Consider the following 22,730-nt stretch of genomic DNA (forward strand, 5'->3'; position numbering starts at 1 on the left):
TATTAACTCTTTTAGATTAGGCCCTGTGACAAGGATCGCATTTCTCCCTACGCTTAAACTCAGGTAATAATAAAAAGGTGAAGCGTGCATGTTGATAAAAATGAAGCGAGAGCGATCTCATACGGAAGACCGTTATCTTGCTGTCTGGCTGGCGACGGCGGCCGGTTTGCTGAATGCGATGGCATTAGGCGCGTTTGGTTTTTTTCCCTCTCATATGTCGGGCAATACGTCGCAGCTTTCCAGCGAAGTCAATAACAGCGATCTGCGCGATCTCACCTTTCTCGGCTGTCTGCTGCTGGCCTTTGTCGCGGGCGCGGTAACCGCCCGACTGGCGGTAATCGCCGGTCTGAAACACAATCTGCGCACCATTTTCTGTCAGGTGTTAGTCGCAGAAGGGATTGCGCTGCTGTGTCTCTCGCTGTTTGAGATCTTTTTCTACTCTTCCGGCAATAACCGTGAAGTGCTGGTGCTGCTTGGCTTTCTGATGGGCGTGCACAACTCCACCTCGACGCAATTATCTAACGGGCGCGTGCGCGCGACGCATATCACCGGCACGCTGACCGATGCCGGCATTTCGCTCGCCTCGGTCATCAGCGCCATGCTGCGCCGCGACCCGTCGAAAAACGCGCATGTGCAAAAGAAGCAGCTCAAAACGCACCTGACAACGATTTTCTCTTTTCTCGGCGGCGGCATTGCCGGGCTCTGGCTGTTTCGCGTGGCGGGTTTTCACGCCATGGCGGCGCTGAGCGCGGTACTGATTCTGCTGGCGGTGACGTCGATGGCGTTGACGCTTATGAGGGTAAGGCGAACATCGATGGTTCATGCGCGCGATGTTAAATGATTAACTAACTATAAAATTGTATAGCGATACCTTTTCTTAATGTGGTCATTTCAATAGAGGCCAATAATTTTCAGGAAAGTCTATCGCTATCCGAATCGTTCATTAATACCGTCTTATTTACCCTTAACAATCTATTTATGGATTTAAATAAGACATAACCGTCTGCTAAAAAATAAAACCTGTAAAATTACTGTAAAAAACACGCAAGACTTGAGTATTTATTCAACATGGATGCCAGAATAAAACCCCGATTTCAGGCATTGCCCCTTATCAATACAGCCTTGAGATGCCTGGACATTAACAGAATATAAAGCAAAAAATTTGGGTCAGGTCACGATTAATGTATTATGCCAATGCGTATGGACACCTGTTTTATGAGGGATTATGGCAAAGGGATTTTTTTTGTATCACCTGGATAAAACCACCTGTGGGGGACGCATACTTTCCGGCGCGCCTGACGACACCTACGAAACCGGCGGTATTATCAGGCAGCAGGTCAGGGCTGGCGACCCGGTAACCTGTGGCAAGCATGAGGGACGGTTTCGCGTATGTGGCGGCATGGGAGACACCTATTCGGTCAATGGTGCCGTAAAAGAGTGGGCGGGTTCGCTGGACAGCTACAGCTCCTGCCCGTGTCGCGCCCGGTTTATACCATCCGTCCAGACGCACACCTACGAAAGCGACTGTAACGCCGGTCGTGTCGCAGAACGGGCAGTGACGGCGAAGCGAAAAGCGCGGCAGTCAGAACCGGAACAGCGTGCTCAGCCGGCGAAGAAGAAACGGGAAATTACGCTGACCATCGGCGTGTTCTTCGATGGTACCGGAAACAATGCAGCAAATACCTCCGATCGTCTGGCTGCCTGTACTGGTGAGCATTTTAAAATGAATGATGCGGACGCCCGCTCTGCTCAGGTTCAGTGTGTTCGTTTAAAATACGGCTACAGCAATACGGCAGCTGGCAGTCATCTTGGTTATTATACCAACGTCTACTGGCTCAATACTTTATATAACCAGGACATTCCGCCCGCTGAAGGAGAAGGGCAGCAGGCTATTTATATCGAAGGTATTGGCACGGAATATGGTAAGGGCGACAGCACTTTCGGGATAATAACCGGCCGAGGTGATACCGGCGTAATCCAGAAGACCAACATGGCGGTGGCAATGCTAGCTGAGGCCATTAGCGGGTATCTGGCTAAATATAGCGATGCTCGTTCCAGCGTAATTAAAGAGCTTCAGTTCGATATTTTTGGCTTCAGCCGTGGAGCGGCTGCGGCGAGACATTTTGCCAACAGGATATTCCGTCAGGACAGCGGGATTATCATGGCGATTCAATCCGGGCTGAGTGGTACCGAATATGCCGGTACGCCCGGCGGTAAAACCCGCTTTCTGGGCTTGTTCGATACGGTGGCGGCCATCGGCACGCCGGTCAACGGCCTGAATCCCCACAGCGCCGATAGCGGCGATGTCAATCTGGCTCTGCGTCCGGGCGTCGCGGAGAAGGTGTTTCATATCACCGCGCAGCACGAATGTCGGTTCAACTTTGCCCTGAACAGCGTAAAACCGGCGTGGCCGGAGCTGGCTCTGCCCGGCGCGCACTCCGATATCGGCGGCGGTTACAACCCTGACGAGCACGAGGCCTGTTTCCTTACCCGGCCGGTGTTTGAAGCCGTTTCTCTTTCCACGCCCGATACACAAACACGGGTTTACCGACAGACCTGTAAGCAGCTTAAAGCGATGAATGGCTATCCGGCGATAGCGCCGCTGCTGAATGCGGTGGATGTGAATATTGATACCTGGCATGACGACAGGATGGCCGCTGACCGTTACGGCGCTTTGCAGAAACGCAGCGGGGCCGCGCTGGTTATCGACCGGCCGATGCGCAACGACTGGTCGAAGGTGGTACTAAGAGTGATGCTTGATGCTGCACAGGATGCTGGCGTTGTGTTTAAGCCTGTCCGAGAAACTAATACAGAGCTTAAATTCCATTCAGAACTCAACAGAGTATGCGAAAAAGCAATTATGATGGGACGTGCGGTTCGCAGCGGTCGGACTGCTCCCGGCTTTACAACGCCTGAAATTCTGATGCTGGCCAAAAAATATATCCACTGCTCGGCTAACTGGAACAGCGTGATGAGGGATAGACAAGGGAAGATAAGCGGCGCGGTCAGCCCGGCAAAACTGGTGGCGTTCACAAATCGACCAGACGAACGCTGGCAGCGTACGGTTTACGATATGGAAGGAAATAAAATATGGAAATAACGCATCTGGCCGGATTGTTTACAGTATTCGTTCTGACGGCCTGCCACGGTAGTGACCAGGCCGATACATCCGGCAAAAACAATGTGCCGACAGAGTGGAAATTTAACTTTTTCACGCCAAAGGCGCTCCCTGCAAAGGTGACATTCGCCGTTATTCTTGATGCTGACGGTGGAGTATCCCGGTTTATTACGTTGAACAGTACCCCGGATATGCCTAACGTTACAGGGGAATGGAACGATCGTGATCGGGCACCAGGAGGACACTGGAATCGCGTCAAATCTCCCCCAAAGCAATTTTTCTTCTGCTGGGACTCGGTGATAGATAAAAAGGTTTATGAAACCTACCTGACCCTGCCTGACGACATGGTGGAAAAGATGCGTAGCCCCAGCGGGAAAAGTGATCCCTATCATAACACCTACGACACCGTGCAAATTGGTCTGGCTCCGGAAGGCAAAGTTGCTGTCTGGTTGGAGGGGATAGGGTTTGAGACTAATTACCGCGTAACGCCGTCAGATCTAACTACTCTCTCCGGGGATCAATTGCAGATTTGCAAAGGGGTCACCAGGAGTGATTTCTCTTATGGGTATGACAAAGACATAAAAGATTTTATTAAGGGGAAGGTTTATCCGTATGGAATCTGGTAACCCATCTTTTAAAGCCAGGGATCAACTCAGAATACTTTAAGGCTGCCTGGTGAATCATTGGGCGTTTTTTACACTGATTTGTATCATTTAGCAGGCGTCTGCGTTGCCTGCTCCGCATAGCGACAATAAAAAAGCCGGTAACTGGGTTACCGGCTTTTTTTGCGTCTCAGACCGTTAGCCTACCAGCGGCTTCGCGGTTTTCTCAACCAGCGCCAGCAGGACTTTTACATCTTCCAGCGTCACGGTCGGGTTAAGCAGCGTCAGCTTCAGGCAGGTCACGCCGTTGTGCTCGGTCACGCCGACGTTGGCGCGGCCCGATTCCAGCAGCGCGTCGCCGATGCGCTGGTTCAGCAACGCGGTTTCAGCCAGATCGTGACAGCCGCTTTCCGGGTGGAAGCGGAACAGCACGCTCGCCAGCTGCGGCTTCATCACCAGCTCCAGCAGCGGATGGGCGCTGATATATTTCGCGACCTGCTGGGCGAGGGTGACGCCGTGATCGATGATCGCCGCGTACTGTTTCTGCCCCAGCGCTTCCAGACCCATCCACAGTTTCAGCGCGTCGAAACGGCGCGTGGTCTGCAGCGATTTGGACACCAGGTTCGGCACGCCCGCCTCTTCGTCGAACTCAGAGTTCAGGTACGCCGCCTGATAACGCATCAGCTCGTAGTTCGCCGCGTCTTTCAGCAGGAACGCGCCGCAGCTGATGGTCTGGAAATATTGCTTATGGAAGTCCAGGGTGACGGAATCCACCAGCTCAAGGCCGTCCAGATAGTCGCGATATTTCTCCGACAGCAGCAGCGCGCCGCCCCATGCCGCATCGACGTGCACCCAGATATTATTCTGGGCCGCCAGCGCGGCGATGTCGCGCAGCGGATCGATAGCGCCGGCGTCGGTGGTGCCTGCGGTAGCGACAATCGCCAGGATCTGATCGCCGTTGGCTTTCGCCTGGGCGATCTTCTCTGCCAGATCGGTGACGTCCATACGGGCATATTCGTCGGTTTTCACCTGGGTCACGCACTGGTAGCCCAGGCCGAGCAGCGCCATATTCTTCTGTACGGAGAAGTGGGCGTTTTCGGAGCAGAAGACCTTCAGCTTACGCAGGTCGCCCACCAGGCCATCCTGCTGAACAGAGTGGCCCTGACGCGCAAAGAACGCGTCGCGCGCCAGCATCAGGCCCATCAGGTTGCTCTGAGTGCCGCCGCTGGTGAACACGCCCGCGTCACCCGCTTCATAGCCGACCTGGGCGCGCAGCCACTCGATCAGCTTCATCTCGATGATAGTCGCCGACGGGCTCTGATCCCAGGAGTCCATGCTTTGGTTGGTAGCGTTGATCAGCACTTCCGCCGCCTGGCTTACCACCAGGCTCGGGCAGTGAAGATGCGCCACGCACTGCGGGTGATGCACCGCCAGGCTATCTTTGAGAAAGAACTCGACCGCGCGCTCGATGGCGGCCTGGTTGCCCAGGCCGGTCGGATTGAAGTCCAGCGCAATACGCTCGCGCAGTTCCGCGACGGTTTTGCCCTGATACATTTCAGGCTGCTTCAGCCATTCGACGACGGCTTTGCTGCTCTGCTCGATAACCTGCTGATAGGCTTCGATGCTCTGCGCCGAGCCCGCCAGGATCGGATTTAATTCAGACATGATCGCATTCCGCTCCACTTAAACCGGCTGCACGCCAGCGGCCAGCAGCGCCTGCTCGAACTTGTCGAGGAACACTTCCAGCTCCTGGTTGGTGATCAGCAGGGAAGGCAGCAGACGCAGCACGCAGCCGTGACGGCCGCCGCGCTCGAGGATCAGGCCCGCTTCAAAGCACTTCTTCTGCAGCAGCGCAGAGAGGTCGCCGTCCGCCGGATAGCAGCCCAGCTGATCTTTAGCTTCATTCGGCTTGACGATCTCGATGCCGATCATCAGGCCCAGGCCGCGTACGTGACCGATAACCGGGAAGCGCTGTTGCATCTCGGCCAGTTTGCCTTTCAGCCACTCGCCTTGCTGCGCCACTTTGTCGGCGATGTTCTGCTCTTTAAGGATCTTCAGCGTGGTGAGGCCGGTGGCCATCGCCAGCTGGTTGCCGCGGAAGGTGCCGGTATGGTGACCCGGCGCCCAGGCGTCGAACTGCTTTTTAATGCCCAGCACGGCAAGCGGCAGGCCGCCGCCAACGGCTTTCGACATCACGATAATGTCTGGCTGAATGCCGGCGTGCTCGAAGGCGAAGAATTTGCCGGTACGCGCGAAGCCCGCCTGCACTTCGTCGATGATCAGCAGAATGCCGTGCTCTTCGGTCACTTTACGGATGCGCTGCAGCCACTCGGCCGGCGCCGGGTTCACGCCGCCTTCGCCCTGAACCGCTTCCAGGATCACCGCCGCAGGTTTGCGTACGCCGCTTTCCACGTCATTGATCAGATTTTCGAAGTAGTAGGTCAGCGCTTTCACGCCCGCTTCGCCGCCAATGCCCAGCGGGCAGCGGTAGAGGTGCGGGTAAGGCATAAACTGGACTTCCGGCATCATGCCGTTGACCGCTTCTTTCGGCGACAGGTTGCCGGTGACGGAGAGCGCGCCGTGAGTCATGCCGTGGTAGCCGCCGGAGAAGGCGATAACGCCTGAACGGCCGGTGGCTTTTTTCGCCAGCTTGATCGCCGCTTCAACCGCGTCCGCGCCGGACGGACCTGTGAACTGCAGTTTGTACTCTTTGCCCTGGCCAGGCAGCAGCGACAGCAGGTATTCAGAGAACGCATCTTTTAAAGGCGTCGTCAGATCGAGAGTATGTAACGGCAAGCCGCTGGTAATGACATTTTGGATGCTCTGCAACACGTCAGGATGATTATGACCCAGCGCCAGCGTGCCCGCGCCTGCCAGGCAGTCGAGGTACTCTTTATTGTCGGCGTCGGTGATCCATACGCCTTTCGCCTGGGTGATCGCTAACGGTAACTTGCGGGGATAACTTCTGACGTTTGATTCGAACTCAGCCTGACGGGCCAAATAGGTTTCATTGTTTGCGTTTGAAGTGGCATCTAAAGAATCAATACGGACTTTATCCGTCATCATATCTCTCCTACAACCGGGGCAATCGACTGTGCCGCAGTTGAATGAATGTTAAAAATTCGGGTTACCTGATTTTAGGCGCGGCCAATATAGAGCTTTTGCGATTCGGGCTCAATCTTTTATTTTGTTTAGATTTGTTCGCGTTTATTTATAACTAACTTTTCCTGCCTTACGACCTGACCGTAGAGCATGCGCGTGCCTGATGACGCCAGTGTTAAGAAGGTGTGACGGCTCGATGCAGCCGGTGAGCTTAACCGCGGTGAAAAACGCTAACCGAAGAAGAAACAGGCAATTAAAGCCCTTTTTTGTTGACGTATTAAACAAACGACTCGATAAAAATTATCACGCCGTAAATTAATCCGCAGCGCGAAGGTTAAGTTATATAAAAGGCTTAACCTTACGTGCGGGAAACATATTTAAACCAAATTGTTTAAACCAGGAGTTTTTAGCGCAGCAGCGAGGGAAGCAGCGCAGCGGATACGGCATCATGCAGCAGGCGCTGCGCCTGCGCATCCAGGCTGCGGTTCTGCCACAGCGTAATCCCGATACGGCCCGCCGCAGGCAGCGTCCCGTCGACGATATGCAGGCTACGCGGCAGCCCGATGGGCGAACGCAGCGTGATGCCAAGGCCCGCCTGCACGGCCGCCCAGATGCCGCTCAGGCTCGGGCTGGTAAAGACCACGCGCCACGGAATCCCTGCCTGATCCAGCGCGGCGATGGCGCGGGATCGCATCTGGCAGGGCGCGTCAAACATCACCAGCGGTAAAGGTTCGCCGCTCGCCAGCAGCGCCCTGAGTTCTTTCTGCGGCGAGGCTATCCACACCAGCGGACACTCCCCCAGGAAATCGCTCTCGTCGAGCGCCTGCTCGGGCTGCCACAGCAGCGCAATATCCACCTGCTTCTCTATCGCCGCCTGACGCAGAGCGCGGTTGCGCTCTATGCGCGCCGTGATGTTAAGACCCGGATGCTGACCAGCGAGCTGGCTGAGCAGCGCGGGCATCAGCGATTCGCCAAAATCTTCCTGCATGCCGATACGCAGCTCGCCTTGCAGCAGTTCACCGCGCACGGCGCGCTGCGCTTCGTCGTTGAGCGCCAGCAGGCGGCGCGCGTAGCTCAGCAGCCTCTCGCCGGCGGGCGTCAGCGCCAGCTTGCGCCCCTGTTTTACCACCAGTTCGGCGCCGCACTGCGCTTCCAGCTTTTTGAGCTGAGCGCTGACGGCGGAGGTCGATCGACAGAGCCGCTGGGCGGCGAGCGCAAAGCTGTCGCATTCGATGCCCGTCACGAAGCTGCGCAGCGCATCCATATCGAGAGAAACCGGGAGCCTGTTCATATCATCCTGTTTTTCGGGATTGAGCGTACTGAATAATTTGATTTTCAGGATAGTAGCAGAGGGCGAGACTGAGGGTCAGCGATAAATAGAGAGGAGCCATGATGAGCAACGCACTCGACAAAGAAACCCTTCAGCAGGCGTCGCCAAAGCTGGCAGAGATCACCAATAGCCTGCTGTTTGGCGATATCTGGCAGCGCGACATTCTGACGCCGCGCGAACGCAGCCTGATCACCCTGGCCTGTCTGGCCGCGCTGGGACGCGAGAAACAGCTCGGCTGGCATATGCGCTTCGCCGCTGAAAACGGCCTGAGCCGCCGCGAACTCAGCGAAGTCTTTACCCATCTGGCGTTCTATGCCGGCTGGCCTGCCGCCGTGACCGCGCTGCACTATCTGCCTGAAAGCGATTTGCCAAAGGAGGAAAGCCCATGCCGCTGACCCGCATCACGCTGCACGAGCAGACCAGCGAGGCGCGCATCGCGCAGATTTCCGACATTCTGCACCGCACGCTGGTAGAGACCTTCGATGTCCCGGCGCATGACCGGTTTCAGATAGTAGAGAAACTGCCTGCGGCGCAGCGCATTTATGACCTGCACTATCTGAGCGGCAGGCGCAGCGACGATTTCATCCTCTTTACGCTGCTTGCCGGCAAGCCGCGCTCGGCGGCGCAGAAATCAGCGTTCTGCCGCACGCTGACAGAGCGGCTGGCCGCGCAGCTCGCTGTCCGACCCGACGACGTGATGGTGGTGATCCAGTTCAACACCGCAGGCGACTGGAGCTTCAGCAACGGCGAAATGCTCGCCGGGGAGGCGTTATGATCCTGATGCACTATCGCTTTACGCTGCCCGCCGATTACGACATGACGATTATCGAACGGCGCATTGCGGAAAACGGCGCAAAGCTCGACGGCTTTCCCGACCTGATATTCAAGGCCTACCTTTATGCGCGACGCGACGAGGGCGCAAGAGCGAACAGCTACGCGCCACTCTATCTCTGGCGCGACAGCGCCGGAATGATCCGCTTTTTGCAGAGCGCTGGCTTTGCCAGGCTGACGCAGGATTTCGGCTGGCCAGTGATTCATAGCTGGCTGGGCGTGAAAATGCCGCCGATGGCGACGCTGCGCGACGCGCGCTTTGCGGCGCTGCGTCACAGGCCGATTGCGCCCTATAGCGATCTCGCCGCGCTAAACCTCGAGGCGGCGCTGGTGGGTTGGGATATTTCGGCCCAGTCGCTGCTTCAGGTCGATTTCGCCGCTGCTGAAGGGCTGTCGGGAGAGGGCTATCGTATCGGCTATCTCGCTCTCGGTGAACCTGCTATGCGAGACGCGGTAACATCCTGAAAGAATAAATTTAACATCTTTGGTCCCGCCGCCGCCGCACTCAGGATCTGCTCGCCTACGCTAAAAAGGATAAGCACTGGAGAGCAACGTCGTATGAAAAAACAAAACAGTAATATTGGTATTGCGCCTTATGGCGGTTCGGCAGGCGGCTGGGGCGCGCTCAAAGCGGTAGCGGATGCGATTCGCGGCCAGATGTCGGTTAAGCAGGATGTTATCGCGCTGTTCAAGGTCAACCAGCCTGAAGGGTTCGACTGCCCAGGCTGCGCCTGGCCCGATCCGCAGCACCGCTCCTCGTTTGAATTTTGCGAAAACGGCGCCAAAGCCGTCTCCTGGGAAGCGACCAGCAAACGCACCACGCCGGAGTTTTTCGCCGCGCACACCGTCAGCGAACTCTGGCAACGCAACGCCCTGGAACTGGAAGGCGAAGGGCGCCTGACCCATCCGATGAAATATGACGCGGCGAGCGACACCTATCAGCCCATCGAATGGGAGACGGCGCTGAACGAGATCGGCGCGCTGCTGCGCAGCTATGAGGATCCCGACAGCGTCGAATTCTATACCTCCGGCCGCGCCTCTAACGAAGCCGCCTTTCTCTGGCAGCTCTTCGCGCGCGAATACGGCACCAATAACTTTCCCGACTGCTCCAACATGTGCCACGAACCGACCAGCGTCGGCCTGCCGCAGTCGATCGGCGTAGGCAAGGGCACGGTCGAGCTGGAGGACTTCGATCACTGCGATCTGGTGCTCTGCATCGGCCACAATCCCGGCACCAACCATCCGCGCATGCTGGCGACGCTGCGCGACGTCTCGAAGCGCGGCAAAACCATCGTGGCGATCAATCCGCTGCGCGAGCGCGGCCTGGAGCGCTTTACCTCGCCGCAAAGCCCAATTGAGATGCTGTCGATGGGTTCGACGCAGCTGGCGTCCACCTATTACAAAGTGCGCGTCGGCGGCGACGCGGCGATGCTGAAGGGCGTGATGAAGTCTCTGCTGTCGATGCATGAAAAAGCGCTGGCGGCGGGCGAACCGGGCGTGATCGACGAAAGCTTTATCAACGAACACACCGAAGGGTTCGCCGCGCTGAAGGCGGATCTTGAGGCGACCGAATGGCCGCATATTCTGAAAGTTTCCGGCATGACGCTCGAAGAGATTCAAAATATCGCTCATCTCTACGCCGCGTCGGACAGCACCATTATTTGCTACGGCATGGGCATTACCCAGCACCAGTACGGCACCCAGAACGTGCAGCAGATCGCCAACCTGCTGCTGATGCGCGGCAATATCGGCAAGCGCGGCGCGGGCATCTGTCCGTTACGCGGTCACTCCAACGTACAGGGCGATCGCACCGTCGGCATCACCGAAATTCCGCCGCAGTGGATGCTGGACAATATTGAAAAGGTGTTTGGCTTTAAGCCGCCGCAGAAGCACGGTCACGGCGCGGTGGCGGCGATCCAGGCGATGCGCGACGGTAAAGCCAAAGCGCTGCTCTGCCTGGGCGGCAACCTGGCGGAGGCGATCTCCGATCCGCAGGTGACTTTCGAGGCGATGCGTAAGCTCGATCTGGTGGTGCATATGGCCACCAAGCTCAACCGCTCGCACCTGCTGCTCGGCAAGCATAATTACCTTTTCCCGGTGCTGGGCCGCACCGAAATCGACCGCCAGGCGTCGGGCGAGCAGAGCGTGACGGTAGAGGATTCGATGTCGATGGTGCACGCCTCGCGCGGCACGCTGAAACCCGCCTCGCCACATCTGAAATCGGAGCCGGCGCTAGTAGCCGGGCTGGCGAAAGCCACGCTGCGCAACTCGCGCGTCGACTGGGACAAAATGGTGGGCGACTACAGCTTTATCCGCGACGCCATCGAGGCGGTTTTCCCCGGCTTCGACGATTTCAACAACCGCATCCTGACGCCGGGCGGCTTCCGGCTGCCGGTGGCGGCCGCGCAGCGCAAATGGCTGACGCCGAGCGGCAAGGCGCAGTTCAAAGTGATGCAGGGGATCAATGAAGATCCGCGCTCGCTGGTCTGTCACGATCTGGTGCTGACAACGCTGCGCAGCCATGACCAGTACAACACCACGCTTTATGGCCTGAACGATCGCTATCGCGGCGTCACCGGCCGACGCGACGTGTTGTTTATGGCGGCGGACGAGGCGGAAAAACGCCAGTTCCGCGTTGGCGATAAGGTGAATATGGTGGCGCTCGATCCGCAGGGCAACCGTACCGGACGGCGGCTCGATAACCTGACCGTGGTGGTGTATGACATGGCGCCCGGTTCGGTTGCGGCTTACTACCCCGAGGCCAACGTGATGGTGCCGCTCGACAGCCACGATACCGAAAGCGGCATTCCGGCCTATAAAAGTATCCCGGTAGAGCTGGAGCTGTGCGAGGCGCCTGTAGAAACCTCAGGCGCGCTGCGGTAAAACGGAGTGGGTAAATTCAGGGGCCGCGCTAGCGGCCCTTTTTATTGCCGATATCGTCCAGCACCGCCAGCGCCTCATCCGGCAGCGTCAGCTGCGCCGCCGCCAGGTTTTCGCGCAGATGTTCTGGCGATGAGGTGCCGGGGATCAGGAGAATATTGGGCGAGCGCTGCAGCAGCCAGGCGAGCACCACCTGCATCGGCGTGGCGTTAAGCTGCTGCGCCACCTGAGTCAGCTGCGTAGACTGCAGCGGCGTAAAACCGCCGAGCGGGAAGAAGGGCACGTAGGGAATGCCTTGGGCGGCGAGCTTGTCAATCAGCGCGTCATCCTCGCGGTTAGCGAGATTATACAGGTTCTGCACGCAGGCGATCTCGGTAAGCTGCTGCGCCTCTTCTACCTGACGCGCGGTGACGTTGCTCAGTCCGATATGGCGGATCACCCCTTGCTCTTTAAGTTCTATCAGCGCCCTGAGCTGCGGTTCAAGCGAGCCTTCCGCCGGCTTTTGCGGATTGATCATGCTACGCAGATTCACCACTTCCAGCACGCCGAGATCGAGGTTGCGCAGGTTATCTTCTACCGCGCTGACCAGCTCGTCCGGCGAAAAAGCGGGCAGCCAGCCGCCTTTCTCATCGCGGCGCGCGCCGACTTTGGTGACGATAATCAAATCTTCCGGGTAGGGATGCAGCGCTTTTTTAATCAGCTGATTCGTCAGGTGCGGGCCGTAAAAATCGCTGGTGTCGATATGACGCACGCCGGCGGCGATGGCGTCGCGCAGCACCTGTATCGCGCGCGCTTCGTCTTTTGGCGGGCCAAAGACGCCGGGGCCGGCAAGCTGCATCGCGCCGTAGCCGACGCGGCCGACCTCATCGTCGCCAAGACGATAGCGAAGGAAAACCTGAGACATAGTAACCTCCTGATGAAAGGGACTCAGTAAGTGTACTCGCTGCGGCCTGATTGCGCGCTGGAAGGGCAGGGAAAGAAAGAAGAGAAGGCGGCCGCTCAGGCGACCGCGGGCAGTTGCGGATAGAGATGATGGACGCGGCGGTCAGGGCCGCAGAGCAGCACGGACTCGCCTTTGTTCAGGCGCGTCAGATAGTGTTCATGCATAAACTCCGTTAAACCTGCTCCGCACCACAGCAGGTGGTGAGGATGCGAGGAGGCAGACGAGTTAATCGCGTCGGCAGACTGCATTTCTACGCAAAACCCCTGGCCGCTGAGCCTGATGGCTTCCAGCCAGATTTCGGTCTGATTTTTTTCGCTGACGTTTTCCAGCAGCAGCGGGACGGCAGCGGTGCGTGCAGCGCTTCGGATTAGGCTTCCGGCGTGGGCGACAATCAGGCTATGAAAGCGCGCCAGTCGGCCGCAGGCGCCTGTACGCGTATCGTCGCGCAGCCATTGATTAAGCGGCAGCAGAAGCCGTAAAACGAAATCATCACCCGCAAAGTTGCTGGCGAGCTTGCGCAACAGAATGGCCAGGGAGCGTTCGCTGCCGAACTCCAGCTGCCAGAGCATATCGCCACGTCGTGCGGCCCAGCCGCCGCTACGTAACGGATTCGCTGTTTCCTGCGCCGTTTTGAGCTCTCTAATCGTTGCGCCGTTACTGGTCATCTCTCGCATGAGCAAGACTTGCTGCAGCTGCGCGTCCGACCACTGGTCTTTACCGACACCTTTGTGGATAAATCCACTGCGGTACCAGCGTTTTAGTGTAAAGGAATCGATGCCTGTCAGCGCGCAGACGGTATCAGAGGAGTAGATCATGTGCTGTCCTTAATCGGAGAGCGAATAGCCACCGCGTCGTCCAGTGGATGAATATACAGTCTGAACCTGTAACAGCCAAAATGATACAGCATAAAATAGTGTTTTAATGGGGGTTTGCCTCAACCACTCCAGGTTTCCATACGAATTAGCGAGTTAGCGATAGTGCAAAGAAGTGTGAATATTTTATTTAAAATGCACTTTTTACTATTTTATTTAAAATGCCCTTTTGGAAATCGCACAGTGCTCCGTCTTTTCTGGCCAGTTTGCTGGTGATTGCCCTGACTTGCCAGCCTCTGCTAGCTACATATGCTTAACTTACCTGATGCATTTAAAAAGGCGGTTCATGAGACGTAAAAGGAGAAGCGATCGGGCGATGTCGTTAAATCGCTCGCTGCCCCGAAGCATTGCGATGGCCGGGCTGCTGCTGACGCTGGCGGTGACCGGGCTTAACCTCTGGACGATGCGTGAAGCCTGGCGCGATACCCTGATTCAGTCTGAACAGATGGCGGTAAACCTTTCTCTTTCTCAGGCGCGTCAGGCGGACGACACCATATTACAGACGGAGCTGTCGCTACGGGAAGTACAGCATCAGCTAATGAGCGAAATGGCGTCCGGCGTCAACGGCGCCGCCCTTAGCCAGACCATGCAGGAGCTGGCGAGCCGGCTGCCGCAGCTGCATGGGCTGTTCTACTACAATGCGCAGGGCAAGTGGATCGCCACCTCCGCGCAGACCATCCCCAAAGGCATTAACAACGCCGATCGCGAATATTTTCACTACCACCGCATGAACCCGCGCGACAGCGTGCATATCGGCCCGGTGATACGCAGCCGCAGCACCGGCGATCTGGTGATCCCGGTGTCGCTGCGGGTCAATGACGCCTCCGGCGGCTTCGACGGCGTGCTGCTGGCCACCATCCGCGTCGACTATTTTCGTCACTACTACAGCTACTATGAGCTGGGGCCGCAGGATGTGCTGGTGCTGATGCTGGCAGACAGCACGGTACTCTACGCGCGGCCGATGCCGGACAGCTATATCGGCAAAAACCTCTCCTCCAGCCACCTTTTCCAGGCGATGCTCGCCAGCGCGGACAAAGGAAGCGGCCAGTGGCGCGCCGCGCTGGATGGCCAGGCGCGCATTTTTGGCTTTGCCCGCTCCGAGCGTTACGGACTGGTGGTGGCGGCGGGCTACGATAAAAATAATCTGCTGAGAAACTGGGTTAAAGGGCAGGTAGAGGATGTGCTCCTCGATTTGGCGCTGCTGGCGGGAATTGTGCTGCTCGGCGCCTATATCCTCAGCCAGGCGCGACGCAGCCTGCGCTATCAGCAGGAGCTGACCCGCCTGCGCGACGAGCTGACGGCGGCGAACCTCTCACTGGAGAACCTGGCGCACGCCGATGGCCTGACCGGGCTGGCGAACCGTCGCCAGTTCGACTTTATCCTGCAGCAGAGCCTGCTCGACGCAGCGGAGCACGGCCAGCAGCTGTCGCTAATTCTGATGGATATCGACTATTTCAAACGCTACAACGATACCTACGGCCACGTCGCCGGCGACGCCTGTCTGAAAACGGTCGCCAGCGCGCTAAAAGGGCTAACGCTACGCAGCGGCGACAAGGTGGCAAGATACGGGGGCGAAGAGTTTGCCATTATTTTACCTGGCGCCACAGGGGCGGATGCGCTGAACATCGCTAACGCGGCGGTGAAGGCGGTGAGCGCGCGCAATATTCCCCATGACTCCTCCTCGATAGCCGCGCACGTCACGCTGAGCGCGGGATGCGCTACCTTTCTGCCCGAAAGCGATCGCCCTGAGCCTAAGGCGCTGATCGAGAAGGCGGACGAAGCGCTTTATCTGGCGAAGCATGGCGGGCGCAACCAGGCGCGGCGCCGCGCCTGAGCGCTATGGCGAGGTCGGCGCGGCGCAGTAGGTTTCGACGATCTGCGCCAGCGGCTGAGGTTTGCCGAGGTAGTAGCCCTGCAGACCGTCGCACTCCATCAGTTTAAGCTGTTCCATCTGCGAGGCGGTTTCGACCCCTTCTGCGGTCACGCTCAGCGAGTAGGCCTTGCCGAGTCCGACCATGTTCTCGACAATCTGCCGCGCCTGCGCGGAGTCGTTCAGCGGAAAGATGAACGATTTATCGATCTTGATGCCGTCGAACGGAAAGCTGCGTAGATAGTTCAGCGAGGCGTAGCCGGTGCCGAAGTCGTCGATTAAAAACTTCACGCCCAGCGCTTTGATCGCCTGCATCACCTCAAGCGTGGTTTCCGGATCCTGCAGCATGGCGTTTTCCGTTACCTCGATCTCCAGCCGACCGCTCGGCAGGCCGGTGGCGTCCAGCGCGGCGCGAATACGCCGCGGCAGGCCTTTATCGCTGAACTCTACCGCGGAGAGGTTGACCGACACCGTCAGGCCCGGCAGGTCGCGGTGCGTATCTTCGCAGGCGCGCAGCAGCACCCAGTCGCTCAGCGCGCCGATCAGCCCGGTCTCTTCCGCCAGCGGGATAAACTGATCGGGCATCAGTACGCCGTGCTGCCTGTGGTGCCAGCGCACCAGCGCCTCCACGGCGGTGACGCGCGCGGATCGCACGTCGTAGCGCGGCTGCCAGGCGAGGCGCAGCTGGTTAGTGTGGATCGCCTCACGCAGTTCGCGCTCCATTTCGCGCCGCTGTACGATCTTCTCTCCCATGTCGCGCTGATAAAACACCCAGTTATTGCGCCCGGCGTTTTTCGCTTTATAGAGCGCAATATCCGCATAGCGCAGCAGATCGCCAGGGTTGTTGCCATCCTGCGGCGCCAGCGCGATCCCCATGCTGGCGCCGATAAAGACGTCGGCGCCGTTGATAGCGAAGGGCTGATTGATCTGAGCGATGATACGGCTGCACAACTCGCCGATCTCCTGCTGGCTGTGGATATCGGAGACGATCATGACAAACTCGTCGCCGCCGAGGCGGGCGGTCATCCCGGCATCCTTAAGGCAGGCGTTGAAGCGCAGGGAGACCTCGTGCAGCACGCTGTCGCCGGCGGCGTGGCCGTAGAGATCGTTCACCGGCTTAAACTTATCCAGGTCGATCATAATGACCGCCAGCGGGCAATCGCTATGCAGCGCATCGCTGAGCTTGCCCGCCAGACAGGCGTTCATCTGCGCGCGGTTGGGTAACCCGGTCAGTTCGTCGAACTGCGAGAGATAGCGGACGCGCGCCTCGGCCTCGACCTCGAGGGTAACGTCGGTGGCGGTACCGCGGTAGCCCTTTTTCCCCTGCGGCAGGGTAACGGGACGCAGCGTGAGGTTGCAGAAGCGAATATGCTGCTGCGCGGATCGGTAGCGGCAGCGCAACAGCGTCAGCGGCTCGGCGGGCTGCTCCCGCTGCGTCAGCCGCTGCGGCAGGTCGGCGTCGTCGAGCAGAAAATCGTGCAGCGGCTGCTGCAGCCAGTCCTGGCTGTGATAGCCGGTGACGGCGGGAAAACGGCCGGAGATCCAGGTAAAGCGCAGCTGCGCGTCCGCTTCCCAGATCCAGTCGGTGGTGCTCTCCGCTACGTCGCGAAAGCGCTGCTCGCTGGCGGCCAGCGCCTGCTGGCTCTGCTCCAGCAGAAAAGTGCTGACGTCGCTATGACGCGCTTTGCGCAGCGCGTTGCGCATCAGCATGGTGGCGGTGAAAAAGGTGGCGCACATCAGCAGCGCCAGCAGCGGCAGCAGCCAGGTGAGCAGCGCGCCGCCGGGATCGTCGCTCTGCCACTTCAGCGTCACGACGCCGCCCAGCGCCGACGCGAGGTAGCGGTCATGCTCGCCTGTGCCCTCGGGCGGCGCGTCGGCGTAGCTAAGTTTTTTAATGCCATACTCCGCGCCCGCGCTTGCCAGCTTGGCGGGGGTCAGACGATCGACAAAAATCATGATCGAAGGCGGGCCCGCGACCATTTTTACGCTGTGGTCGCCGCCGGGGGTAATCCAGGCGGCGCCGAGCAGCGCCAGCTGGTCGCCGACGCGCACCAGCCGCGCTATCGCCTTGCCGTCGCTCTGCTGTAGCCGCTGCTTCAGGGCGTTAAGCGCATCCTGCCCCAGCCACGCCTGAAAGCGCTCGTGGCGCAGCGCGCCGTCAAGCACGCTGTAGCGCGTTTCGCCATTCGGCGCGATGACGAATACGCCTTCATAGCCGAAGGTTTTGAACAGCGATTCGCCCAGGTTCTGGTTGCGCCAGGCCCAGTCGAGGTTCAGCGTGCGATGCAGGTTGTTATAGGCTTCGCCCCATTCGGCGTTGTCGCTGAGGTGAAAGCGCATGCTCTCCTCGCTGCTGGCGAACGCCTTACCCAGCAGCAGCCCGCTGCGAAGATCCGCTTTATCGTTTAGATCGTCGGCCACACAGAACAGCGCGGTCAGCGCGGCGCAAAAAGAGAGGCCCAGCAGCACCAGCATAATGAGCATCGGTTTTCTGACGAGGCCGCGCGCGCGTCCGTCAGATGAGGGATGAAAAGCGTAAGTCGTCATGTTTAGTCGCCGCGCCAGAAAGTCGATAAAGGGTATTGCAAATACCTCTCTCGGTTATCGGCAGCAGGGCCATGGACTACAGCCTGAGTAGAGACGAATGGCGATAATCTGAGGGCGCTGTCAAAGCGCGGTAATAAAATTAATTAAAGGCGAGGCGTTGCCGATGATAAGGAGGCTAAACCCTGCCTGAATACATAAGGTCAGGGACATTTACCTTATGGAGAACAGGATGAATATCACCCAACGCCTGCTGTTGGCATTTTCGCTGCTGTTTGGCGCGATTATTTTACAGGCCGTACTGGCTATCTCGCTGCTGTCCGGATTTCAGGATCGCTTCGAATATGTGCAGGCCAACGCCATTCCCTCGATTAAAGATCTGGGGAAAATGATCGATGAAGGCAATCAGCTGGCGATCACTCTCTACAAGCACCAGAGCCAGACCGAAGACGCGAAATTTGCGGATGTGGAAAAAAACATCGCCGCGAGCCTGGCGCAGATCAAATCACAGATCGACTACTACATGGCCAACGATATCTCCAGCGACGAGGACAAGCGCCTGACCAACCTCGCCTATGAAAACCTGCGCGCTATCAGCGATCGGCTGCCGGCCTTTCTCGCCGCCTCCCATGCACATCAGGACAGCCTAACGCTTGGGCTGATTGAGGGCAATGAGGGCGTCGGCGCGGCGATTCGCCAGATGATTGACGACTATCAGAAACAGCTGACGCTGAATATCGATATCAGCAACCAGCTGCGCGATACCAACCGCAGCCTGTTCACAACCGTGCTGTGGGCCACCATTGGCGGGGTTATCGCCACCATCGTGCTGTTCGGCCTCTTCTCCGCCTTTACCATTCTGCGCATTCGCCGCAGCCTGTCGGCGATGGGCAACGTAATGGCGCGCGCCAGCGACAATCTCGATCTGACGCTGAACGCCGATGAAAGCCGCCGCGATGAAATTGGCAATATGGCGCGCGCCTTTAACCACCTGATGCAGCGCGTCGCCTCGGCGCTCGCCTCGGTTAACCAGGCGTCGCAGTCGGTCAGCAGCGCATCGGTGCAGATCACTGCCGGCAATGAAGATCTCTCTTCGCGCACCGAGCAGCAGGCGGCGTCGCTGGAGCAAACCGCGGCCAGCATGACCGAACTGAGCGAGACGGTGCGCCAGACGGCGGATAATACCCGTCAGGCGAGCCAGCTGGCGGCCAACGCCAGCAGCCTCTCGGAGAAGAGCGGCGAATCGCTGACTACGATGCTGGCGACGATGGACAATATTCGCGGCAGCTCGCGCAAGGTGAACGATATTGTTTCGCTGATCGAAGGCATCGCATTTCAGACCAATATCCTGGCGCTCAACGCCGCGGTAGAGGCCGCGCGCGCTGGCGAGCACGGCAAAGGCTTCGCCGTCGTAGCGGGCGAGGTAAGAAACCTGTCGCAGCGTTCTACCGCCGCCGCCCATGAAATCAAGGCATTGATCGAAGCCTCGCATCAGCTGACGGAAGCGGGCGCCGCGCAGGCGAGCGACGTAGGCCGCAATATGGACGTGATGAAAGACGCGATTCGTCAGGTGAGCGATCTGGTCGGCGAAATCGCCGCCGCCGCGGTCGAGCAGAGCCAGGGCATCGCACAGGTGCATCAGGCGGTGAACCAGATGGATGACGTCACGCAGCAGAACGCCGCGCTGGTGGAAGAGGCGTCGGCGGCGGCGCAGTCGCTGCAGGAGCAGGCCAGCACGCTGACCGAACTGGTCGGCAAATTCCGCGTCGGCAACGATTTCGACGCTGTCGCGCCGCGTGCGCCGGCGGCACAGCCTGCGCGTCTGCGCACCCCCGCGCCGCAGCGCGTTGCGGTGCTCAACGAAGCGGACTGGCAGAGTTTCTAACGCGAAAAGCGGGGATGCCGCATACGGTCATTCCCGTTAATACGCAATATCCATCCGGAGGTGAGTTTGCCTCCGGATTTTTTCAATCTTTTATCCCACCTTTCCGCACGACGACGCGTCTGCATTCGCCTTCATTCTCTGGATAAGATATATCTCAAATACACATTTTTAAAACAATAGCGGCTATAATTTAAGTTATCTTAAATTACATGACGATTGAGGATGACTATGGCTAGCTATACAATCCGGGTCGAATTGAAAGATCAGACCGACAGAATGCGCACCGAGCTACTTTTCACGATGCTGGATAATGGTTTTTCCCGCAGCGTGGTATGTGAAAGGGGCTTTACCTATGCGCTACCCTCTAACGAATTTATCTATGTCGGCACGGAGAAGATCGCCCTTCTGATGAATCGGATCGTGATGTTGATCAGCAAATTCAGCGACAATCCGTCGGTGCTGGTGACCCGCTCGGACGAGAGATGCTGGTCAGGGCTGCGCGTCGTTCATCTTGAATAGTATGATATTTCTCCGCCACAGGCCGAGAGCGAGCAGGGCAGCCAGCATGCTGGCTGCCCTGTCTGCGTTATTTTTTCTTATTGAGCATCGCCTGCAAGTCAGCGAAGGGGTTATAGGTGGCGGCGCCGATATCTTTTTGCGCATCTTCTCCCGCCACCACGCGGGTGCCGTACTGATCCGCTTCCGTATATTTTGAGTGTTCGTGGTCATGACAGTAGAGACACAACAGCTCCCAGTTGCTGCCATCTTCCGGATTATTGGTGTGGTCGTGATCGATATGGTGGACGGTGAGTTCTCGCAGGTTCGAATAAACGAACTCACGCGCGCAGCGCCCGCATACCCACGGATAGATTTTCAGCGCTTTCTCGCGGTAGCCGCTTTCCAGCCGCGCGTAGTTTTTGGGGATCAGAGCCATGGTGGTTGTTACCTGTTTAAAAGTATTGCCTGTGATGTGCGCAGGCTAGCCTGCCCGGCGACGAACATCAAGCCAGCTTATTATCCGATGCTTCGCGTCGGGTAAAGGGTAATCCTGAATTTTGCCTGTTTTGCTTCCATGACCCAAAACAGCGCGTTGCTCTTGCTGTGGCAGGCTAGTCTGTTTCGGTCAACCACAGGAGCAAGATATGGCATATAAAATTTCAGGCCTTCAGGCGCATCCGTTTACCTCTTTTTTTGGGCTGGGCGAAGCCTGGCTTGCAAAGCAGGGCGCGGTAAGAGTGAAGGTGGACAGCTATCCCGGCTATCCCGACAGAATTTCGCTGCGCGAGATTCCCCTCGGCGAAACGGCATTATTGATCAACCATACTTACCAGCCTGCCGAGACGCCCTATTTCGGCACACATGCCATCTATATTTGGGAAGGTTGTACGGAGCAGGGTATATACATCAATGCGCTACCGGCGGTGATGTCGGGAAGAGTGCTGTCGCTGCGGGCCTATGATAAAAAGCACTTTTTAAGGCGGGCGGATCTCTGCTCGGGAGAGTTTGCTGAACCCCTCATTCACCGATTCTTTGCCGATCCCTCGATAGATTATATCCATATCCATAATGCTAAGCAGGGATGTTTTTCCTGCCTTGCCGAGCGGCTGGCGTGAGTCTGTCAGATCAACGGAGCCGGGACGCACTTATTGATAGTTGCAGCCCGGTCAGGCGCTGCCTGATCGGGCTGCATTTTCACGTAGCGCTCGTCCCGACGTTACTTCGCCAGCAGCTCTCTTCTGACAATCTCCGCGCCCGCGCTCAGCGCATTGAGCTTGCCGTTCGCCACGTGGCGAGGCAGCGGGATCATGCCGCAGTTGGTGCAGGGATAGAGCTTGTCGGCGTCGACAAACTGCAGCGCCTTGCGCAGGGTGCTGGCCACCTCTTCCGGCGTCTCGACGGTGTTGGTCGCCACGTCGATGGCGCCCACCATCACTTTTTTGCCGCGAATCAGCTCAATCAGATCCATCGGCACGCGCGAGTTCTGACATTCGAGCGACACGATATCGATATTCGATTTCTGCAGCTTCGGGAAGATCTCTTCATACTGACGCCATTCCGTTCCCAGCGTCTTTTTCCAGTCGGTATTAGCTTTGATGCCGTAGCCGTAGCAAATATGCACCGCCGTTTCGCACTTCAGACCTTCAATAGCCCGCTCCAGCGTCGCGATTCCCCAGTCGTTCACTTCATCAAAGAAAACGTTAAAGGCAGGCTCATCGAACTGGATAATATCGACGCCGGCCGCCTCAAGTTCTTTAGCTTCCTGGTTGAGAATTTCGGCGAACTTCCACGCCAGCTTTTCGCGGCTCTTATAGTGGCTATCGTAAAGCGTATCGATCATCGTCATCGGGCCAGGCAGCGCCCATTTGATCGGCTGGCTGGTCTGCTGACGTAAGAATTTCGCATCCTCGACGAAAACCGGCTTTTGACGGCTCACTTCACCGACCACGGTCGGCACGCTGGCGTCGTAGCGATCGCGAATTTTCACGATTTCGCGCTTTTCAAAATCGACGCCGCTCAGGTGCTCAATAAAGGTGGTGACGAAATGCTGCCGCGTTTGCTCGCCATCGCTGACGATATCGATGCCGGCCTGCAGCTGATCCGCCAGGCATAAACGCAGGGCGTCTAGCTTGCCGTCGACTAATTCTCGATCCTGCAATTTCCAGGGCGACCAGAGCACCTCAGGCTGTGCCAGCCAGGAAGGTTTAGGTAAGCTGCCGGCGGTAGAGGTTGGTAATAACTTTTTCATCAAGCGT

General features: G+C 57.9%; 19 protein-coding genes. 11 read left to right on the top strand and 8 right to left on the bottom strand.

The features are described from left to right. Positions 1–88: 88 nt before the first annotated feature. The 3 genes from PVE98_RS21145 to PVE98_RS21155 all read left to right on the top strand — a co-directional run bounded on the left by PVE98_RS21145 (position 89) and on the right by PVE98_RS21155 (position 3,744). A complete protein-coding gene (locus PVE98_RS21145; RefSeq protein ID WP_096074330.1) occupies positions 89–841 on the top strand; it encodes a YoaK family protein in 753 nt (250 codons plus the stop codon). A gap of 384 nt (positions 842–1,225) precedes the next feature. Then, positions 1,226–3,100 (top strand): phospholipase effector Tle1 domain-containing protein, encoded by a 1,875-nt coding sequence (locus PVE98_RS21150; protein ID WP_333620483.1) that lies wholly within the window; start codon positions 1,226–1,228, stop codon positions 3,098–3,100. Continuing rightward, positions 3,091–3,744, top strand: a complete 654-nt coding sequence (locus PVE98_RS21155) for a DUF2931 family protein (protein WP_096074328.1) — start codon at positions 3,091–3,093, stop codon at positions 3,742–3,744. The genes PVE98_RS21150 and PVE98_RS21155 overlap by 10 nt, the downstream gene beginning before the upstream one ends. A 174-nt stretch (positions 3,745–3,918) precedes the next feature. Here the strand turns inward: PVE98_RS21155 and PVE98_RS21160 are convergent, their stop codons facing one another. From PVE98_RS21160 to PVE98_RS21170, 3 genes are all read right to left on the bottom strand, one after another. Next, positions 3,919–5,385 (bottom strand): aspartate aminotransferase family protein, encoded by a 1,467-nt coding sequence (locus PVE98_RS21160; protein ID WP_033748722.1) that lies wholly within the window; start codon positions 5,383–5,385, stop codon positions 3,919–3,921. Positions 5,386–5,403: 18 nt separating this feature from the next. Then, positions 5,404–6,786, bottom strand: a complete 1,383-nt coding sequence (locus tag PVE98_RS21165) for a diaminobutyrate--2-oxoglutarate transaminase (protein WP_071997408.1) — start codon at positions 6,784–6,786, stop codon at positions 5,404–5,406. 442 nt (positions 6,787–7,228) lie between these two features. Further along, positions 7,229–8,113: a LysR substrate-binding domain-containing protein gene (locus PVE98_RS21170; RefSeq protein WP_096074327.1), complete on the bottom strand. Its 885-nt coding sequence runs from the start codon at positions 8,111–8,113 to the stop codon at positions 7,229–7,231. A gap of 101 nt (positions 8,114–8,214) precedes the next feature. Between PVE98_RS21170 and PVE98_RS21175 the strand changes: the two genes are divergently transcribed. The 4 genes from PVE98_RS21175 to PVE98_RS21190 all read left to right on the top strand — a co-directional run bounded on the left by PVE98_RS21175 (position 8,215) and on the right by PVE98_RS21190 (position 11,866). Continuing rightward, positions 8,215–8,547, top strand: a complete 333-nt coding sequence (locus PVE98_RS21175) for a carboxymuconolactone decarboxylase family protein (protein WP_096074326.1) — start codon at positions 8,215–8,217, stop codon at positions 8,545–8,547. Beyond that, on the top strand, positions 8,538–8,927 hold the full coding sequence (locus PVE98_RS21180) for a tautomerase family protein (protein ID WP_096074325.1): 390 nt from the start codon (positions 8,538–8,540) through the stop codon (positions 8,925–8,927). The genes PVE98_RS21175 and PVE98_RS21180 overlap by 10 nt, the downstream gene beginning before the upstream one ends. Next, complete coding sequence (locus PVE98_RS21185; protein ID WP_096074324.1) at positions 8,924–9,448, top strand: DUF4865 family protein; 525 nt, start codon at positions 8,924–8,926, stop codon at positions 9,446–9,448. Before PVE98_RS21180 ends, PVE98_RS21185 begins: the two co-directional genes overlap by 4 nt. Positions 9,449–9,541: 93 nt before the next feature. Further along, positions 9,542–11,866, top strand: coding sequence for an FdhF/YdeP family oxidoreductase (locus PVE98_RS21190; RefSeq protein WP_033748729.1), 2,325 nt, complete (start codon positions 9,542–9,544; stop codon positions 11,864–11,866). 28 nt (positions 11,867–11,894) lie between these two features. Here PVE98_RS21190 and PVE98_RS21195 read toward each other — a convergent pair whose 3' ends face one another. Beyond that, entirely contained in the window at positions 11,895–12,767 is an 873-nt protein-coding gene (locus PVE98_RS21195) for an aldo/keto reductase family oxidoreductase (RefSeq protein WP_096074323.1), read from the bottom strand. Between the two features lie 95 nt (positions 12,768–12,862). Further along, positions 12,863–13,621: a MerR family transcriptional regulator gene (locus PVE98_RS21200; protein ID WP_033748733.1), complete on the bottom strand. Its 759-nt coding sequence runs from the start codon at positions 13,619–13,621 to the stop codon at positions 12,863–12,865. Between the two features lie 343 nt (positions 13,622–13,964). On the opposite strand from PVE98_RS21200, the gene PVE98_RS21205 reads away from it, so the two are divergent. Further along, on the top strand, positions 13,965–15,512 hold the full coding sequence (locus PVE98_RS21205; protein ID WP_096074322.1) for a sensor domain-containing diguanylate cyclase: 1,548 nt from the start codon (positions 13,965–13,967) through the stop codon (positions 15,510–15,512). 3 nt (positions 15,513–15,515) lie between these two features. Here PVE98_RS21205 and PVE98_RS21210 read toward each other — a convergent pair whose 3' ends face one another. Continuing rightward, positions 15,516–18,095 carry an EAL domain-containing protein gene (locus PVE98_RS21210; protein ID WP_313618901.1) on the bottom strand — a complete coding sequence of 860 codons (2,580 nt, stop codon included), beginning with the start codon at positions 18,093–18,095 and terminating at the stop codon, positions 15,516–15,518. A 229-nt stretch (positions 18,096–18,324) separates the two neighbouring features. Between PVE98_RS21210 and PVE98_RS21215 the strand changes: the two genes are divergently transcribed. Both PVE98_RS21215 and PVE98_RS21220 read left to right on the top strand, forming a co-directional pair. Beyond that, entirely contained in the window at positions 18,325–19,977 is a 1,653-nt protein-coding gene (locus PVE98_RS21215) for a methyl-accepting chemotaxis protein (protein ID WP_096074321.1), read from the top strand. 228 nt (positions 19,978–20,205) lie between these two features. Then, positions 20,206–20,496 (top strand): hypothetical protein, encoded by a 291-nt coding sequence (locus tag PVE98_RS21220; RefSeq protein ID WP_096074320.1) that lies wholly within the window; start codon positions 20,206–20,208, stop codon positions 20,494–20,496. Positions 20,497–20,563: 67 nt separating this feature from the next. Here the strand turns inward: PVE98_RS21220 and yajD are convergent, their stop codons facing one another. Next, positions 20,564–20,911 carry an HNH nuclease YajD gene (yajD, locus tag PVE98_RS21225; RefSeq protein ID WP_033790448.1) on the bottom strand — a complete coding sequence of 116 codons (348 nt, stop codon included), beginning with the start codon at positions 20,909–20,911 and terminating at the stop codon, positions 20,564–20,566. A gap of 208 nt (positions 20,912–21,119) precedes the next feature. Here yajD and PVE98_RS21230 point away from each other — a divergent pair, with 208 nt between their 5' ends. Beyond that, positions 21,120–21,590, top strand: coding sequence for a DUF1203 domain-containing protein (locus PVE98_RS21230; protein WP_096074319.1), 471 nt, complete (start codon positions 21,120–21,122; stop codon positions 21,588–21,590). Between the two features lie 101 nt (positions 21,591–21,691). Here PVE98_RS21230 and PVE98_RS21235 read toward each other — a convergent pair whose 3' ends face one another. Beyond that, complete coding sequence (locus PVE98_RS21235) at positions 21,692–22,723, bottom strand: methionine synthase (RefSeq protein WP_096074318.1); 1,032 nt, start codon at positions 22,721–22,723, stop codon at positions 21,692–21,694. Positions 22,724–22,730: the final 7 nt, after the last annotated feature.

This window comes from Pantoea sp. GABEPS69 (assembly GCF_045780835.1).
GTDB lineage: Bacteria > Pseudomonadota > Gammaproteobacteria > Enterobacterales > Enterobacteriaceae > Pantoea > Pantoea septica.

Excerpts from the sequence above, each read along its gene's own strand:
- PVE98_RS21145 (WP_096074330.1), top strand. The coding sequence starts at position 89 with ATGTTGATAAAAATGAAGCGAGAGCGATCTCATACGGAAGACCGTTAT.
- PVE98_RS21150 (WP_333620483.1), top strand. The coding sequence starts at position 1,226 with ATGGCAAAGGGATTTTTTTTGTATCACCTGGATAAAACCACCTGTGGG.
- PVE98_RS21155 (WP_096074328.1), top strand. The coding sequence starts at position 3,091 with ATGGAAATAACGCATCTGGCCGGATTGTTTACAGTATTCGTTCTGACG.
- PVE98_RS21160 (WP_033748722.1), bottom strand. The coding sequence starts at position 5,385 with ATGTCTGAATTAAATCCGATCCTGGCGGGCTCGGCGCAGAGCATCGAA.
- PVE98_RS21165 (WP_071997408.1), bottom strand. The coding sequence starts at position 6,786 with ATGATGACGGATAAAGTCCGTATTGATTCTTTAGATGCCACTTCAAAC.
- PVE98_RS21170 (WP_096074327.1), bottom strand. The coding sequence starts at position 8,113 with ATGAACAGGCTCCCGGTTTCTCTCGATATGGATGCGCTGCGCAGCTTC.
- PVE98_RS21175 (WP_096074326.1), top strand. The coding sequence starts at position 8,215 with ATGAGCAACGCACTCGACAAAGAAACCCTTCAGCAGGCGTCGCCAAAG.
- PVE98_RS21180 (WP_096074325.1), top strand. The coding sequence starts at position 8,538 with ATGCCGCTGACCCGCATCACGCTGCACGAGCAGACCAGCGAGGCGCGC.
- PVE98_RS21185 (WP_096074324.1), top strand. The coding sequence starts at position 8,924 with ATGATCCTGATGCACTATCGCTTTACGCTGCCCGCCGATTACGACATG.
- PVE98_RS21190 (WP_033748729.1), top strand. The coding sequence starts at position 9,542 with ATGAAAAAACAAAACAGTAATATTGGTATTGCGCCTTATGGCGGTTCG.
- PVE98_RS21195 (WP_096074323.1), bottom strand. The coding sequence starts at position 12,767 with ATGTCTCAGGTTTTCCTTCGCTATCGTCTTGGCGACGATGAGGTCGGC.
- PVE98_RS21200 (WP_033748733.1), bottom strand. The coding sequence starts at position 13,621 with ATGATCTACTCCTCTGATACCGTCTGCGCGCTGACAGGCATCGATTCC.
- PVE98_RS21205 (WP_096074322.1), top strand. The coding sequence starts at position 13,965 with ATGAGACGTAAAAGGAGAAGCGATCGGGCGATGTCGTTAAATCGCTCG.
- PVE98_RS21210 (WP_313618901.1), bottom strand. The coding sequence starts at position 18,095 with ATGACGACTTACGCTTTTCATCCCTCATCTGACGGACGCGCGCGCGGC.
- PVE98_RS21215 (WP_096074321.1), top strand. The coding sequence starts at position 18,325 with ATGAATATCACCCAACGCCTGCTGTTGGCATTTTCGCTGCTGTTTGGC.
- PVE98_RS21220 (WP_096074320.1), top strand. The coding sequence starts at position 20,206 with ATGGCTAGCTATACAATCCGGGTCGAATTGAAAGATCAGACCGACAGA.
- yajD (WP_033790448.1), bottom strand. The coding sequence starts at position 20,911 with ATGGCTCTGATCCCCAAAAACTACGCGCGGCTGGAAAGCGGCTACCGC.
- PVE98_RS21230 (WP_096074319.1), top strand. The coding sequence starts at position 21,120 with ATGGCATATAAAATTTCAGGCCTTCAGGCGCATCCGTTTACCTCTTTT.
- PVE98_RS21235 (WP_096074318.1), bottom strand. The coding sequence starts at position 22,723 with ATGAAAAAGTTATTACCAACCTCTACCGCCGGCAGCTTACCTAAACCT.